Source organism: Enterobacter sp. CPE_E863 (assembly GCF_046521465.1).
GTDB classification, from domain to species: Bacteria; Pseudomonadota; Gammaproteobacteria; order Enterobacterales; family Enterobacteriaceae; genus Enterobacter; species Enterobacter adelaidei.
The window spans coordinates 1494985-1509291 of sequence record NZ_JBKFZX010000001.1 but is presented as its reverse complement, the minus strand read 5'-3'; the positions used below and the strand labels follow the sequence as shown (position 1 = coordinate 1509291).

17 protein-coding genes are annotated in these 14307 nt (G+C 50.5%); 7 read left to right on the top strand and 10 right to left on the bottom strand.

Going from position 1 to position 14307, the window contains the following annotated elements:
• Window positions 1-33: 33 nt before the first annotated feature.
• A complete protein-coding gene (mdtG, locus tag ACLHV8_RS07315; RefSeq protein ID WP_208594647.1) occupies window positions 34-1251 on the top strand; it encodes a multidrug efflux MFS transporter MdtG in 1218 nt (405 codons plus the stop codon).
• A gap of 97 nt (window positions 1252-1348) precedes the next feature.
• Window positions 1349-1723, top strand: coding sequence for a MysB family protein (locus ACLHV8_RS07310; protein WP_208594648.1), 375 nt, complete (start codon window positions 1349-1351; stop codon window positions 1721-1723).
• 6 nt (window positions 1724-1729) lie between these two features.
• On the opposite strand, the gene ACLHV8_RS07305 is transcribed toward ACLHV8_RS07310, so the two are convergent.
• The 3 genes from ACLHV8_RS07305 to mdoG all read right to left on the bottom strand — a co-directional run bounded on the left by ACLHV8_RS07305 (window position 1730) and on the right by mdoG (window position 6115).
• Window positions 1730-1957 (bottom strand): YceK/YidQ family lipoprotein, encoded by a 228-nt coding sequence (locus ACLHV8_RS07305; RefSeq protein ID WP_013097162.1) that lies wholly within the window; start codon window positions 1955-1957, stop codon window positions 1730-1732.
• Between the two features lie 83 nt (window positions 1958-2040).
• Window positions 2041-4569 (bottom strand): glucans biosynthesis glucosyltransferase MdoH, encoded by a 2529-nt coding sequence (gene mdoH / locus ACLHV8_RS07300; RefSeq protein WP_028019082.1) that lies wholly within the window; start codon window positions 4567-4569, stop codon window positions 2041-2043.
• Window positions 4562-6115 (bottom strand): glucans biosynthesis protein MdoG, encoded by a 1554-nt coding sequence (gene mdoG / locus ACLHV8_RS07295; RefSeq protein ID WP_028019083.1) that lies wholly within the window; start codon window positions 6113-6115, stop codon window positions 4562-4564. The genes mdoH and mdoG overlap by 8 nt, the downstream gene beginning before the upstream one ends.
• Window positions 6116-6369: 254 nt before the next feature.
• On the opposite strand from mdoG, the gene mdoC reads away from it, so the two are divergent.
• Window positions 6370-7509, top strand: a complete 1140-nt coding sequence (gene mdoC / locus ACLHV8_RS07290) for a glucans biosynthesis protein MdoC (protein ID WP_208594649.1) — start codon at window positions 6370-6372, stop codon at window positions 7507-7509.
• A gap of 34 nt (window positions 7510-7543) precedes the next feature.
• On the opposite strand, the gene ymdB is transcribed toward mdoC, so the two are convergent.
• From ymdB to csgB, 5 genes are all read right to left on the bottom strand, one after another.
• The gene (gene ymdB, locus ACLHV8_RS07285) at window positions 7544-8086 is read right to left on the bottom strand and encodes an O-acetyl-ADP-ribose deacetylase (RefSeq protein ID WP_208594650.1); all 543 of its coding nucleotides are present in this window, start codon (window positions 8084-8086) and stop codon (window positions 7544-7546) included.
• A gap of 104 nt (window positions 8087-8190) precedes the next feature.
• On the bottom strand, window positions 8191-8511 hold the full coding sequence (locus tag ACLHV8_RS07280; protein ID WP_134707525.1) for a type 1 fimbrial protein: 321 nt from the start codon (window positions 8509-8511) through the stop codon (window positions 8191-8193).
• Window positions 8512-8671: 160 nt separating this feature from the next.
• Entirely contained in the window at window positions 8672-9004 is a 333-nt protein-coding gene (gene csgC / locus ACLHV8_RS07275) for a curli assembly chaperone CsgC (RefSeq protein ID WP_208594651.1), read from the bottom strand.
• 61 nt (window positions 9005-9065) lie between these two features.
• The gene (gene csgA, locus ACLHV8_RS07270) at window positions 9066-9512 is read right to left on the bottom strand and encodes a curli major subunit CsgA (protein WP_049007911.1); all 447 of its coding nucleotides are present in this window, start codon (window positions 9510-9512) and stop codon (window positions 9066-9068) included.
• Window positions 9513-9553: 41 nt separating this feature from the next.
• Window positions 9554-10009, bottom strand: coding sequence for a curli minor subunit CsgB (gene csgB / locus ACLHV8_RS07265; protein ID WP_208594652.1), 456 nt, complete (start codon window positions 10007-10009; stop codon window positions 9554-9556).
• A gap of 760 nt (window positions 10010-10769) precedes the next feature.
• Between csgB and csgD the strand changes: the two genes are divergently transcribed.
• Genes csgD through csgG form a run of 4 tightly spaced genes read left to right on the top strand, consistent with a single transcriptional unit; the run spans window position 10770 to window position 13111 of the window.
• Complete coding sequence (csgD, locus tag ACLHV8_RS07260; protein WP_023335238.1) at window positions 10770-11420, top strand: biofilm master transcriptional regulator CsgD; 651 nt, start codon at window positions 10770-10772, stop codon at window positions 11418-11420.
• Window positions 11421-11424: 4 nt separating this feature from the next.
• Window positions 11425-11814: a curli production assembly/transport protein CsgE gene (csgE, locus tag ACLHV8_RS07255; protein WP_049007573.1), complete on the top strand. Its 390-nt coding sequence runs from the start codon at window positions 11425-11427 to the stop codon at window positions 11812-11814.
• A gap of 23 nt (window positions 11815-11837) precedes the next feature.
• A complete protein-coding gene (gene csgF / locus ACLHV8_RS07250) occupies window positions 11838-12251 on the top strand; it encodes a curli production assembly/transport protein CsgF (protein ID WP_049007574.1) in 414 nt (137 codons plus the stop codon).
• A gap of 26 nt (window positions 12252-12277) precedes the next feature.
• Window positions 12278-13111 (top strand): curli production assembly/transport protein CsgG, encoded by an 834-nt coding sequence (csgG, locus tag ACLHV8_RS07245; protein ID WP_028019093.1) that lies wholly within the window; start codon window positions 12278-12280, stop codon window positions 13109-13111.
• Between the two features lie 43 nt (window positions 13112-13154).
• Here the strand turns inward: csgG and ACLHV8_RS07240 are convergent, their stop codons facing one another.
• Window positions 13155-13637 carry a DUF1097 domain-containing protein gene (locus tag ACLHV8_RS07240; protein WP_075204560.1) on the bottom strand — a complete coding sequence of 161 codons (483 nt, stop codon included), beginning with the start codon at window positions 13635-13637 and terminating at the stop codon, window positions 13155-13157.
• A gap of 96 nt (window positions 13638-13733) precedes the next feature.
• Window positions 13734-14288: a molecular chaperone gene (locus ACLHV8_RS07235; protein WP_028019095.1), complete on the bottom strand. Its 555-nt coding sequence runs from the start codon at window positions 14286-14288 to the stop codon at window positions 13734-13736.
• Between the last annotated feature and the right edge of the window lie 19 nt (window positions 14289-14307).

Genomic DNA, 14307 nt, shown 5'->3' with positions numbered 1-14307 from the left:
TCAGGTGTTCTGCACCTCATTATGCGGATTGTTATGTCACCCTCAGATGCCCCCATAAACTGGAAACGTAACCTCACAGTTGCATGGTTTGGTTGTTTTCTTACCGGTGCGGCGTTTAGCCTGGTCATGCCTTTCCTGCCTCTCTACGTCGAGCAACTGGGCGTAACGGGCCATAGCGCGCTCAATATGTGGTCTGGCCTGGTGTTCAGCGTCACGTTTCTCTTTTCCGCGATTGCCTCACCCTTCTGGGGCGGCCTTGCCGACCGTAAGGGGCGTAAAATTATGCTGCTACGTTCGGCGCTGGGGATGGCCATCATCATGGCTTTGATGGGTATTGCGCAAAACGTCTGGCAGTTCCTGATTTTACGCGCATTACTGGGCTTGCTCGGTGGATTTATTCCCAATGCGAATGCCCTGATAGCCACCCAAATTCCGCGTCGCAAGAGCGGCTGGGCACTGGGAACGCTTTCAACGGGTGGCGTGAGTGGTGCCTTGCTGGGGCCACTGGCCGGCGGATTGCTGGCGGATAATTACGGCTTGCGGCCCGTCTTTTTCATCACCGCCAGCGTGCTTTTCCTGTGCTTTGTCGTCACGTTGATCTGTATTCGGGAAAACTTCACGCCTGTCGCCAAAAAAGAGATGCTTCACGCAAGGGATGTTCTTACCTCACTTAAAAACCCCAGACTGGTGCTGAGCCTGTTCGTGACGACCCTGATTATTCAGGTAGCTACCGGTTCGATTGCCCCCATTCTGACGCTGTACGTTCGCGACCTGGCCGGTAACGTCAACAATATTGCGTTCATCAGCGGGCTAATTGCTTCCGTTCCCGGCGTGGCGGCGCTACTTAGCGCCCCGAGACTAGGCAAACTGGGGGACCGGGTGGGTCCGGAAAAGATCCTGATCTGCGCGCTGGTGATTTCCGTTCTGCTGCTTATCCCTATGTCGATGGTGCAATCCCCGTGGCAGCTGGGCGTTCTGCGCTTTTTGCTGGGCGCTGCCGACGGGGCGTTACTCCCCGCCGTTCAGACCCTGCTGGTCTACAACTCCACGAATCAGATAGCCGGGCGTATCTTTAGCTATAACCAGTCATTTCGTGACATCGGTAACGTGACCGGGCCGCTTATCGGGGCAGGCATTTCTGCAAGCTTCGGTTTTCGCGCCGTCTTTATCGTGACGGCGGGCGTGGTGCTGTTCAATGCAATTTACTCGTGGTTCAGTTTATCCCGTGCGTTACGACCGGTGGCTGAATAACACGAACGCCTGACAGCTTATTTTCGCATTCATACTTGCAGGATCTTATATTCAGCTATTATTTCCCTGAAACCTTCTGGAAAACAGGGAGACACCAATGACCATGTACGCCACGCTGGAAGAAGCTATTGATGCCGCTCGTGAAGAGTTCCTCGCCGATAACCCCGGCGTTGAAGAAGAAGATGCTGACGTGCAACAACTTAATATCCAAAAATACGTTCTGCAGGATGGGGATATTATGTGGCAGGCCGAATTCTTTGCCGATGAAGGGGAAGAAGGAGAATGTTTGCCGATATTAAGTGGTGAAGGTGCGCAGGCCGTTTTTGACGGCGACTATGATGAAATCGAACTGCAGCAGGAATGGCTGGAGGAGAACACCCTGCACGAGTGGGATGAGGGCGAGTTTCAGCTCGAGCCACCGCTGGATACGGAAGAGGGTCAAACCGCAGCTGATGAGTGGGACGAGCGTTAATTTACGCTATTCGTAAGGGCCGTGGCTGGCATCGATCGGCAGCAGCAGCGTGTCGAAAATCAGCGAAAACGGTAAATCAAGCACGGTAAGATAGCGCCACGCGGAATCACGAACATCCCATTTCACACCCGGGTAGTACTGATTACCGTGGCCCTGCCCTGGAATGGTGCGACTGATGATGCTGCCGCAGCCGCTAAGCAGGCATGCCATCATGACGACGATGATAATTTTCATCTCAAACCTCTAAAAAAATACCGGCGATTAAGCCGGTATTTTATTTGGCGGGTGGCGCTTCGCTACCCACTCTACTTAACAACTTACTTCGCCTTCAACGCCAGCGGGTTCAGTTTCAGTTCTTTATAGTAATTTACCCACGAAGAGTATCTCTCCGGAGCGGACCACACGCGGTAGTGAAGACGCGCCATCGTGACAGGGTCGCTCAACAGGACCAGACGGCGGTCGCGATTGAGTTTTTCCGGGGTCTCGTTCAGCGCCTGCTCAACGTGACGATCGCGGGCAATCTCCAGCACCTGGCTGGCACGATGGCGTGCTGTCGCCATCGCCGTTGCCAGCGCGTTGAACGACGGGTTAAACACGGCGTGCATAAAACCATCATCCAGCGTGCGATTGCGGTTCTGCTCCAGATATTTGTCGGTGTCGACCAGTACCTGCGGCGGGGAATACTCTTCCGGGATCAGGAACAGCTTCCAGCGTTTGGTACGCAGGCCAACCGTTGAGCGGCTGGAGATGACCGATACAAACGGAGACAGAATCAACGAGAAGACAATCGGCGCCAGCCAGAACAGGAAGCGCAGATCCAGCCACGCCATCCCCGCCGCCCACACCAGGCCCAGCAGCAGCTGAGAACCGTGGCGCATAAAGGCTTCACTCCACGGCGTGGAGTCGTCATCACGCTGCGGTGAATTCCAGACCACTTCCCAGCCCAGGAACGCACTGACCACAAACACGGTATGGAACAGCATACGCACCGGCGCCAGCAGTACGGAGAACAGCACTTCCAGCAGGAGTGAAAGGGTCACGCGGCAGAAACCGCCGTACTCTTTCGAGCCTTTGCACCATATCAGGATGATGCTGAGCAGCTTAGGCAGGAACAGCAGCACCATGGTGGAGGCAAACAGCGCAATCGCCAGTTCCGGACGCCACTGCGGCCACACCGGGAACAGCTGGCGCGGTTGCAGGAAGTATTGTGGCTCAGTCAGGGCATGCACCACCTGCAGCGCAGTGGAGAGCGCAAGGAACATAAACCACAGCGGTGCGGAGAGATAAGACATCACGCCCGTCAGGAACACCGCACGGTGAACCGGGTGCATCCCTTTTACCAGGAACAGGCGGAAGTTCATCAGGTTACCATGACACCAGCGGCGGTCACGTTTAAGCTCATCCAGCAGGTTCGGCGGTAGCTCTTCGTACGATCCCGGCAGGTCGTAGGCAATCCAGACGCCCCAGCCAGCACGACGCATCAGCGCCGCTTCTACGAAGTCATGCGACAGAATAGAGCCGGCAAACGAACCTTCACCCGGCAACGGTGCCAGCGCACAGTGTTCAATGAACGGCTTCACGCGGATAATGGCGTTGTGGCCCCAGTAGTGCGATTCGCCCAACTGCCAGAAATGCAGACCCGCAGTAAACAGCGGCCCGTAAACACGGGTGGCGAACTGCTGACAGCGCGCATAGAGCGTGTCCATACCGGATGCTTTCGGCGATGACTGAATAATACCGGCGTTCGGGTTGGCTTCCATCAGACGCACCAGACCGCTCAGGCAGTCACCGCTCATGACGGAGTCAGCATCCAGCACCACCATGTAGCTGTACTGGTTACCCCAGCGACGGCAGAAGTCATCAATGTTGCCGCTTTTACGCTTCACACGACGACGACGGCGGCGGTAGAAGATCTGGCCTTCGCCCTGCACTTCCGCAATCAGTTCCATCCAGGCTTTTTGCTCTGCAACGCAGATATCCGGGTTGTAGCTGTCGCTCAGGATGTAAACGTCGAAATGCTCCGCGTTTCCGGTCGCCTTAACGGACTCCCAGGTCGCACGCAGCCCCGCAAATACGCGGTCAACGTCTTCGTTACAGATAGGCATAATCAGCGCAGTACGGTGCTCAGGATTAAGGGGTTCATCCCCAACCGTTGACGCGGAAATGCTGTATTTGTCACGCCCCATCAGCAGCTGCAGGAAGCCCATCAGTGCGGTCCAGAAACCGGCCGATACCCAGCAGAACAGGACAGCGAACAGCAGGAGGATGCCGCTCTGAAGGATATACGGCAGCAACTGCATAAAGGAGACCCAGAGATCCTGGCCCATCATGTCAGTCGGGTTGATGAACGCCCAGCCCTGGTAAGGCAGAATGGTTTTCATATACCAGGTCGCGACAACCGTCTGTGCCAGCGTCAGAAGCAGCAGGATGTAACGACGGATTGTCCCCACGGTACGCCATTTCTGTTCAGAAGCCTGCTCTTCTTTCGTCAGGCGAGACAGATAGCGCGGCGTTACATCACGTCCACGCAGACGATCCCAGAAGCGGCCAACCGGGTTGGTACGCCACGGATCGGGGAACATCGAGGAACGCGTAGCCTTCGGCATTGCCTGAAGCTGATCGCGTCCTTCGTCGTCTTTAATCAACTGCCCTTCTGCCAGCGAGTCCGGCCATGCCTGCTCCAGACGAGCCTTAACTGACCCCAGCGGCGTATCATCATCCCGGGAAAACTGATGATGTTCACCATCCAGCGCGGTATGAACCGCGCGGATGTCGCTCTTAGGCAGTGCCGCTTTTTCGATATCCGTCAGCGGCATGGCATCAATATATTCAGATGTATTATTCATTGGCAGGTAGCTGGTAGCTCCAGGTTTCACTCAGCGGCTGATCGTCACTGACCAGCGCAGCACGCATTTCAGTGGTCTGCTTCGGATCTTTCACTTTCACACGCAGAGTCAGACGCCAGCCCTTCGTTATCGGGTTGTAACGCACGGTATTCTCAACGATTTCACCGTTATCCCCAATGCTGGCCTGAGCAGCAACGGCGGTATCCGGTGACAGTTTCTTCATATCCTGGCCTGTGAAGTCCACAACAAAGGCCACAGTGCCGTCAGGCTGACGGATAAGATTAGACTGTTTCACATCCCCCGTTGAGCGGCGAGTCTGCACAACATACGCGCTATCAGGCGCATGCAGCTTATCTTCGTCGCGGCTGAAGGTAATGGTGTACTTGAAGTTCATCTCTTTACCGGCTTCCGGCAGCTGATCCGGTGTCCAGTAAGCCACGATGTTATCGTTAGTTTCATCGTTGGTTGGAATTTCAACCAGCTCAACCTTCCCTTTACCCCAGTCACCTTTCGGCGTGACCCAGGCACTTGGACGCAGGTCATAACGATCGTCCAGATCTTCAAAGCGGGAGAACTGACGACCACGTTGCAGGAGGCCAAAACCTTGCGGATTTTCCATCGCAAAACTACTTACGGCCAGATGTTTCGGGTTATTCAGCGGACGCCAGATCCACTCACCGTTACCGGCATGAATAGACAGGCCATTGGAATCGTGCAGTTCCGGGCGGAAGTTCGTTGCCGGTGACGGCTGGTTTGGCCCAAACAGGAACATACTGGTCAGCGGTGCAACACCCAGTTTGCCCACTTTGTCACGCAGGTAAACTTTAGACTGCACGTCAACCACCGTGTCACGACCCGGCATAATCACAAAGCGATAAGCACCGGTTGCACGTGGGGAATCCAGCAGCGCGTAAATGGTCAGACGTTTGTCCGTTGGTTTTGGACGTTCAATCCAGAACTCGCGAAAACGTGGAAACTCTTCACCTGATGGCAGCGCGGTATCAATAGCCAGACCGCGCGCAGAAAGCCCGTATACCTGCCCCGCGCCGATCACACGGAAGTAGCTGGCACCAAGCATACTGACGATTTCATCGTTTTTATCTTTGCTGTTGATCGGGTAAAGCACCTTGAAGCCTGCGAAGCCCAGGTCTTTCACCGTATCTTTGTCGTGTTGCACATCGCCGAAATTAAAATAATCCGGGCTGTACTTGATCTTACGTACAGCCGTTGCCGTCACTTCATTGATGGCAACAGGCGTGTCGAAGTACATACCCTGATGATAAAACTCAAGCTTGAACGGGGTCTTAATAGTGTTCCAGTACGCTTTGTCGTGATTGAACTGGATCTGCTGATAGTCCGCATACTTCATGTCGCGGAAAACGGAGGGCAAGTTACTTTTCGGCGCTTCGTAGCTCTTGCCTGCCATCGATTTTGCCTGTTTTGCGACATCATCGATGTTAAAGGCCAGTGCCGATGAGGTATACAGTGATAACACGACTGCAGCACCTAACCAACGCATTTTCATCATCTGTGGTTTATGTTTCATAATAAGTAAGCACTTCCCCCTTTGTGTGCTTATATCGATCCGATCCATTTTAATGGAAACTCAGGCAATCCGACAACATTATCACTGCTTTGTTCAGCTGCTGGCTCATGGATTAAGCAAATGAAAGAACCCGCGATTCACTTTACGTGCTTATCCTGGAGACAGGGTGTCGGTCTTGGTGTAGGGTTGGCTTCGAATGTAACCATTATGAGTCTTAGGGATAAGACGAAAAGTCTGAGAATGCACAAAGTTATATGAGCTCAACACCAACAGAACGTGAATATTTCCTCGACTCGATCCGGGCATGGCTGATGCTATTGGGGATCCCCTTTCACATCTCACTGATTTACTCCAGCCACACCTGGCATGTTAATAGCCAGATGCCCTCCTGGTGGCTGACGTTGTTTAATGACTTTATTCACGCCTTCCGTATGCAGGTGTTTTTTGTCATATCCGGCTATTTCTCTTACATGCTGTTTCTGCGTTACCCGCTGAAGCGCTGGTGGAAAGTGCGCGTGGAACGCGTAGGTATCCCGATGTTGACCGCCATTCCGCTGTTGACGCTGCCGCAGTTCATTATGTTGCAATACGTCAAAGGCAAGGCGGAGAACTGGCCAAATCTGACGCTGTATGAAAAGTACAACACGCTGGTCTGGGAGCTGGTGTCCCACCTGTGGTTCCTGCTGGTTCTGGTGGTGCTTACGACGGTCAGCGTGTTGATTTTTAGCCGCCTGCGCCGCCATTTGAGTCATAAAGCCGGTACCTTTTTCGCCAATATTACGATGGGCAAACTGACGGTACTCTTTTTGCTGTTAGGGATCGCCTATGCCGCCCTGAGACGTATCCTGTTTATCGTCTATCCGCCGATTTTAAGCGATGGGTTATTTAATTTCGTGGTGATGCAGTCGCTGTTCTACATTCCGTTCTTTTTAATCGGCGCGCTGGCCTTTATTCATCCGAAACTTAAATCACTGTTTACCACTCCATCGCCATGGTGCGCGCTGGGGGCTACCCTCGCGTTTGCGGCTTATCTGCTGAATCAGCGCTACGGTAGCGGCGACGCCTGGATGTATGAAACGGAGAGTGTGATCACCATGCTGCTGGGCTTGTGGATGGTCAATGTGGTATTCGCGCTCGGCCACCGCCTGCTGAACTTTAAGTCCACTCGCGTGACTTACTTCGTTAATGCATCGCTGTTTATTTATCTTGTGCATCATCCCCTGACGCTGTTTTTCGGGGCTTACATCACGCCGCATATTGCATCCAACACGCTGGGTTTCTTTACCGGCCTGGTGTTTGTCGTTGGTGTTGCCATCGTACTCTATGAAATCCATTTGCGGATCCCACTCCTGCGCTTCCTCTTTTCAGGAAAACCAGCCGCGAAAGCGTCATAAAAAACGGCGGCGCACTGAGTGCGCCACCGTTTTTTCAGGCTTCTGATTCCTGCCCACGCTGGGTCAGAAGCCGTTGATAGAGGTGGGTGGTTTCTTCGTCAAAACAGACAAAGATAACTTTCTCCGGCATCGGTTTTAACGACAGATAACGGTAAACGGTTTCGACGGCGATCGTTGCGGCGGCCGCTTTAGGGTAGCCATACACGCCAGTGCTGATGGCCGGAAACGCCATGGTTTTGTAACCGTTGTCGGCGGCAAGCCGCAGACAGTTTCGGTAAGCCTCTTCCAGAAGACTCGCTTCATGCTGGTCGCCACCTTGCCAGACGGGACCTACAGCATGAATAACCGCTTTGGCAGAAAGATTGCCTGCAAGCGTAATCACCGCATGACCAGGAGGGCATTCTCCCTGCTGTTGACGCACGACTTTGCAGGCCTCCAGCAACTGCGGTCCCGCAGCCCGGTGGATAGCACCGTCCACACCACCGCCCCCCATCAAAGATGGATTGGCCGCATTGACGATAACGTCGACGTGCATGGTCGTAATATCGCCATGAATGATTTCAATTTGCGGTTTCATAAAGCCCCTCTGCAACCCGCCTTTTTCTTAAGTGTATCGCAGAGGAGCCAGGGAGAAAAAACTATCAGACAACATCCTCTTCCGCCGCGGAGCGGAAGAGTGAATTAGCGGTACTGGATCTGGACAATCGCGAGCGTTTTTTCAGGATTAAGGTATTTCATGCTGAGAGTGGCGAGGCTGGAATCGGTCACCGTGCCATTAAGTGCCTCTTCATAACTGACCATTCGCGTTTGCATACGGTTATTATCCGGGCATGACATGGCAAACTGTCGCTGTTGCGGCGTGACTTCACAGGGGTCTGCAACAATGGCACCACGAAAATGAATTACCCCACCATTTGCAAGGGTGGCTGAATAAGCGGGGAGAATGAAAGCAGAAGCGATCAAACCCAAGCCTGTAGCAAGCTGAGCTAAATATTTGGTCATTATATACACTCCTCAATGAAAATCGTCCTTGAGGGGTAAACGCGCTTCATTAGAGCAAACGAAGTCTCACGTTGCGGAACATCACTTCTCAGTTCCTGATATCAGCATAGCTCAACGCCACTGGCCCGCCACATTCATAACATATTGATTTTATGAATGATTAAAGCGCTTTCTCAGCTGGCGACCACTGTTGTGATAAATGGAGCGACTTTCCATCAGTAATGGTGACAACGATTTTTACCGTATCCCCCGCGTCAATATTTAAACTCAACCGCATTAAATCAATCGTCTGATTAGCGGGTATAAAAAGTGTATTTTGCTGTCGAGAAGAGCTTTGCCCTCCCTGCCCTTCCCGCACAGAGACAATCTGAACCTGGCAATCGCACGGCTCCGTCAGAGTAACCTGCGGAATAATGGTGGTCATATTTTCCTGCTGTGACGTTTTAAACGTGATTTGGCTGGAAAGCGCGGCGAGGAGAATTAAGGTATTCATGATGAACTCCCGAAAAAAAACAGGGCAGATGCCCTGTTTTTTTGTAGCACAGATTTCAGTATCAGTACTGATGAGCTGTCGCGTGGTTACCAAAACCAATCTGGGTAACGTTGACAGTTGAGTTAGAAGCAGTCTGGTCGACCAATGCACCGTTAAGGCCACCGTACTGGCTAACATTCATAGTAGAATTTTTACTGTTCCACTGATCAAGTGTTGCACTGTTGCCGAAACCGTTCTGGGTCAGGTTAATTTTACTGTCATCAGACCCCTGACCAACATCAGCACCGTTACCGCCACCGGTCTGGCTAATATTCAGAACTGAATTTCTGGCATCTGTCTGCAATGCTACAGCAGAGTTACCGCCACCGTTCTGGTAAATGTTCAGGGTTGAATTTGGACCACCGTATCCGCCATGGCCATGACCCCATTCGCCCTGATCAATCAGACCAGCCATTGCACTACCAGAAACTACGATTGCTGCGAGTGCTGCCACTTTGATAAATTTCATGGTAAACCCCCATCGGATTGATTAAAGTCGTCGCGAAATAGTTAGCGCTGGATGACGCTAATTGCCATTTGCGACTGTTTCTGCACTACAACTGCGGTTTTCTGTGTACCGTACTGCGTAATATTTGCTCTGTTACCCGACCCTTGCTGGATAATTTTCGCACTATTACCATATCCATCTTGCGTAATACCTGCATCGTTCCCGTTGCCGCTTTGATCGATCCAGGCAATATTGTAACTCCCTGATTGATCAACTCTCGCTCTGTTACCTGCCCCATCCTGGGAAACTATTGATAATAGTTTTGAACCGCCCTGGTTGACCTGAGCATCATTAAGAATGCCCCGTTGACCAATAATGGCTGCCTGATTTAAAGATGAAAGACTTAATTCGTTAACCGCGAAATTATATTCAGCATTCGCCATATCTGAATTAGCCGCGGTTACAAATCCAGGCGCACCCAGCAATGTAAACATCATAAATAACGATATGTTTTTCATGTTGTCACCCTGGACCTGGCTATTTAAGAACTCCATAACCATGTAACAATGATATTGTTAAAACGACTCGTGATGTGTTAACGCGTCGTTACGGTGAAGAGTATGTCCGCTGAAACATTTTAAATATCTCACCCACGCGGCTTATTTTTATTTGTCGGATCACCACAAAGTCGTAATTTAAGGAAAAAATTGCTTTAAACAGGACAGCTTATTTTTTTATTAAACATTTCTTTCCGCCAGCTTGTACAACATCGCGAGGGCTGTCCATGCTTGATCCCGCCTTGTTTCAACGGAACGGCAGGATGCCATTTTTCTCATCGCGTGACACGAGGCGAGTTTTCTTAAGACAGAAATTTGTTCATTCCATGACTTAGAAAAAATCGGGAACTCATACCTATCCACAATCAGATAAAAACACAAAATAAGCATTAAAATCAATTTATTATAAATATTTGTATGATTTTTAAAATCTGTGCACACATATTTACATGTACAACTTTCTTATCAAAATGGGGCATTCAATATCGTCAATTATCACAAATTAATATTGATTTTTACATTTAGTTACATGATTAACACTTGCTTTAAACTTCGTAAAAGCTAGATTGAAATTAGATGTACGAAATTGGTTTTATATTTACCTCCCTGTGGGGGTTATGGTCTGATTCTACACACAGCAGTGAAACATCTGTCAGTACTTCTGGTGTCCTCTTTTTACAGGAGGACAGCTGCCAGGTGCCAAAAAAAGTGGGGTTTCATCATGTATAATGAAGTCCATAGTTTACATGGTCATACATTACTGTTGATCACAAAACCTTCTTTGCAAGCGACAGCGTTATTACAACATTTAAAGCAATCTTTATCACTGAACGGGAAATTGCATAATATTCAACGTTCTTTTGATGATATTGCACCTGGCAGCATTATTCTTCTCGATATGATGGAAGCTGATAAAAAGCTTATCCATTACTGGCAGGATATTTTAAGCAGGAAAAACAATAATATCCGCGTGCTATTGTTGAATACGCCTGATGAGTATCCTTTCAGGGATATTGAGAGCTGGCCGCATATCAATGGCGTGTTCTACGTCACGGAAGAAGAGGACCGGGTAGTAGAGGGGCTGCAAGGTATATTGCGCGGAGAGTGTTATTTTTCGCAAAAACTTGCCAGCTACCTCATCACACACTCCGGAAATTATCGCTATAACAGTTCAGAGTCAGCACTGCTAACGCACCGTGAGAAAGAGATCCTGAACAAGTTACGCATTGGTGCTTCAAATATTGAAATCGCCCGTTCGTTATTTATCAGCGAAAATACGGTAAAGACGCACCTTTATAATCTTTTCAAGAAGATAGCTGTGAAAAACCGAACTCAGGCGGTTTCGTGGGCAAACGATAACCTCAGGCGTTAATCACATGAAGCGCACGTTGAGTTGGATCGCCGCAGCGAGTTTCCTGCTCGCAGCCGGGAATCTGCAGGCCGTCGAGGTCGAAGTTCCCGGATTGTTAACAGACCACACTGTCTCATCGATCGGGCACAGTTTTTACCGTGCCTTCAGTGATAAATGGGACAGCACATACACTGGAAATATAACAATCAACGAGCGGCCCAGTGCACGATGGGGAAGCTGGATAACAATAACGGCTAATCAGTCCGTTATTTATCAAACGTTTTTATTCCCGACCAAAATGGATTTCGACAAAAACGTATCCTTAGCACTGGCACAATCAGAAGACGCTATTAATCGCCTGCAAATAGATAAAGCCCTATTAAGCACCAGCGATTTAGCAAAAGACGAGTTCTAACGAACCGATATGCGGAGGCTGTCATGCGTATTGCATATGCAGTTGTTTCGATAATGCTGATCACCCCCATAAGTTGGGCCGGGAACATGACGTTCCAGTTCCGTAACCCTAACTTTGGCGGTAACCCTAACAACGGCGCGTTCCTGCTGAATGAAGCTCAGGCGCAAAACTCCTATAAAGATCCCAGCTTAAAGAATTTTAGCGTTGATACCCCGTCTGCTCTGGACAACTTCACACAGGCTATTCAGTCGCAGATTTTAGGTGGGTTACTGACCAACATTAATACCGGTAAACCTGGTCGAATGGTCACCAACGACTTTATTGTCGATATTGCCAACACGGACGGACAGCTCCAGTTGAATGTTACCGATCGTAAAACTGGAAAAACATCAACAATCCAGGTTTCCGGTTTACAAAGTAATTCAACTAATTTTTAAACAACAGCTAAATAAGGACAATGATCATGCAGCGCTTCCTGATATTTGTTGCAGTGTGCTTATTGAGCGGTTGTTTAACTGCTCCACCTAAAGAAGCTGCAAAACCTACTTTAATGCCTCGGGCCCAAAGTTATCGTGATTTAACACATTTACCGTCACCAACCGGTAAGATATTTGTCTCTGTTTACAACATTCAGGATGAAACCGGGCAATTTAAACCTTACCCGGCAAGTAACTTCTCCACGGCGGTGCCGCAAAGCGCCACTGCCATGCTGGTTACCGCACTCAAGGATTCACACTGGTTTATTCCTCTGGAACGCCAGGGGCTACAGAACCTGTTGAATGAGCGAAAAATTATTCGTGCAGCACAGGAAAATGGCACCGTCGCGGACAATAACCGGACGCCTCTGCAATCTCTGGCAGCCGCGAATGTCATGATTGAAGGTTCGATTATCGGTTACGAAAGTAACGTTAAATCGGGTGGTGTAGGAGCACGTTACTTCGGTATCGGCGCTGATACCCAGTATCAGCTCGACCAAATCGCCGTTAACCTGCGTGTGGTTAACGTCAGTACCGGCGAAGTGCTCTCTTCGGTGAACACCAGCAAAACCATTTTGTCTTATGAAGTACAGGCTGGGGTATTCCGCTTCATCGACTACCAGCGTTTGCTGGAGGGTGAAATTGGCTACACCTCTAACGAACCGGTCATGATGTGCCTGATGTCTGCCATTGAAACCGGCGTTATCTTCTTAATTAACGATGGTATCGATCGCGGGTTGTGGGATTTGCAAAACAAAGCAGATGTGCAGAACCCGATACTGGTGAAATACCGCGATATGTCAGTTCCTCCGGAATCCTGACAGGAAGCGCATAAAAAAGGCGAGATGATTATCTCGCCTTTTTTTATTCACTCACCGCAGTGATGCTTTGCGCTTTTTCCCGCCGCGCCGCCAGCCAAAGACCGCTGTTCTTCATGGCGTAGCCAAACAGCAACCCCAGCGCCAACGAGGGGACAACCAGTTTCCAGTCACCCTGCCCTGCAAAGGTCGCACACGCCCCCATAAAAGTTCCCGGCACGAACGAAAGCAACAGATGTTTTGCCTGGATGCACATCAAAAAAGCAACCACGCCCGTCATGACATACCCCAGCATCTCCAGATGCGGGGCCAGCGCGCTGCCTTTCATAATCACCAGCGCCCAGATAACACCGCTCATCAGGGTGCAGCCTGAAATAAAGAGACCTTTAACCCCCCCCTGCGGGCAGGCGAAATAGGCCGTGCAGCCAAGAAACCCAGCCCAGCTGAGCAGCCCGAGAGACACAGCTACCCATCCCCAAAGCCCTGAGAGAATACCAGTGGTTAATGCGATACAAAGTAATATGTTCATGGTGCGCATCTTAGCAGAAGCGCACCATAGAAATGAGATCACTAGCACATTACGTGCAAGTTGAAATGTATAGTTGCAGAGTTAATGTGATCTAAATCACTCTTCGTGTTCTTCTTCCAGCTCATCCCACATTGCCGCGATGGCGTCTCGAGTCAGCGGAGCCAGCGTTCTCCAGAATGGCGAAGTCGCATGTGCTTCGACTTTGCCAAGAAACGTTCCGACCCATGGCAACAGATACGTTTCGAACAAGGTTTCGATAGCTTCATTCTCATCATCACCTGCGTTGTCTTCGATCCAGGATGCAGCCAACAGCAGCGTACCAATATGGTCGGCTGGTGTATCGCTCAACGGCATACCGCGAGTGGAGAGGAAAGCACGGACTTCCGCTTCTGTCGCCCCTTCCTGCCAGGCAGAACGGTATGGCGAAACGCGGCATTCATCACCCACGAACAGCGCATTGTAGTCGGTCGCTACCTGCTGCATATCGCAGCTTTTTTGCAGACGCTCCAGTAACTCATCCTGTTCCAGCGGCCAGTTCTGCGCCAGTTTACCTTCACGAATTAACGTAAAGAGCGGAACCAACAGCGGGTCTTGCGGCTGGCGATAATAGAGCGTACCCAGCACGCGACAAAGGATGGAGAACTCGTTCATTTTTATTATTCCATTACAC

Coding starts and splice junctions, on each gene's coding strand:
- csgD (WP_023335238.1), top strand. CDS start 10,770: ATGTATAATGAAGTCCATAGTTTACATGGTCATACATTACTGTTGATC.
- ACLHV8_RS07235 (WP_028019095.1), bottom strand. CDS start 14,288: ATGAACGAGTTCTCCATCCTTTGTCGCGTGCTGGGTACGCTCTATTAT.
- csgC (WP_208594651.1), bottom strand. CDS start 9,004: ATGAATACCTTAATTCTCCTCGCCGCGCTTTCCAGCCAAATCACGTTT.
- csgF (WP_049007574.1), top strand. CDS start 11,838: ATGCGTATTGCATATGCAGTTGTTTCGATAATGCTGATCACCCCCATA.
- mdoH (WP_028019082.1), bottom strand. CDS start 4,569: ATGAATAATACATCTGAATATATTGATGCCATGCCGCTGACGGATATC.
- mdtG (WP_208594647.1), top strand. CDS start 34: ATGTCACCCTCAGATGCCCCCATAAACTGGAAACGTAACCTCACAGTT.
- mdoG (WP_028019083.1), bottom strand. CDS start 6,115: ATGAAACATAAACCACAGATGATGAAAATGCGTTGGTTAGGTGCTGCA.
- ACLHV8_RS07305 (WP_013097162.1), bottom strand. CDS start 1,957: ATGAAAATTATCATCGTCGTCATGATGGCATGCCTGCTTAGCGGCTGC.
- ACLHV8_RS07280 (WP_134707525.1), bottom strand. CDS start 8,511: ATGACCAAATATTTAGCTCAGCTTGCTACAGGCTTGGGTTTGATCGCT.
- ACLHV8_RS07240 (WP_075204560.1), bottom strand. CDS start 13,637: ATGAACATATTACTTTGTATCGCATTAACCACTGGTATTCTCTCAGGG.
- ymdB (WP_208594650.1), bottom strand. CDS start 8,086: ATGAAACCGCAAATTGAAATCATTCATGGCGATATTACGACCATGCAC.
- csgA (WP_049007911.1), bottom strand. CDS start 9,512: ATGAAATTTATCAAAGTGGCAGCACTCGCAGCAATCGTAGTTTCTGGT.
- csgG (WP_028019093.1), top strand. CDS start 12,278: ATGCAGCGCTTCCTGATATTTGTTGCAGTGTGCTTATTGAGCGGTTGT.
- csgB (WP_208594652.1), bottom strand. CDS start 10,009: ATGAAAAACATATCGTTATTTATGATGTTTACATTGCTGGGTGCGCCT.
- ACLHV8_RS07310 (WP_208594648.1), top strand. CDS start 1,349: ATGACCATGTACGCCACGCTGGAAGAAGCTATTGATGCCGCTCGTGAA.
- csgE (WP_049007573.1), top strand. CDS start 11,425: ATGAAGCGCACGTTGAGTTGGATCGCCGCAGCGAGTTTCCTGCTCGCA.
- mdoC (WP_208594649.1), top strand. CDS start 6,370: ATGAGCTCAACACCAACAGAACGTGAATATTTCCTCGACTCGATCCGG.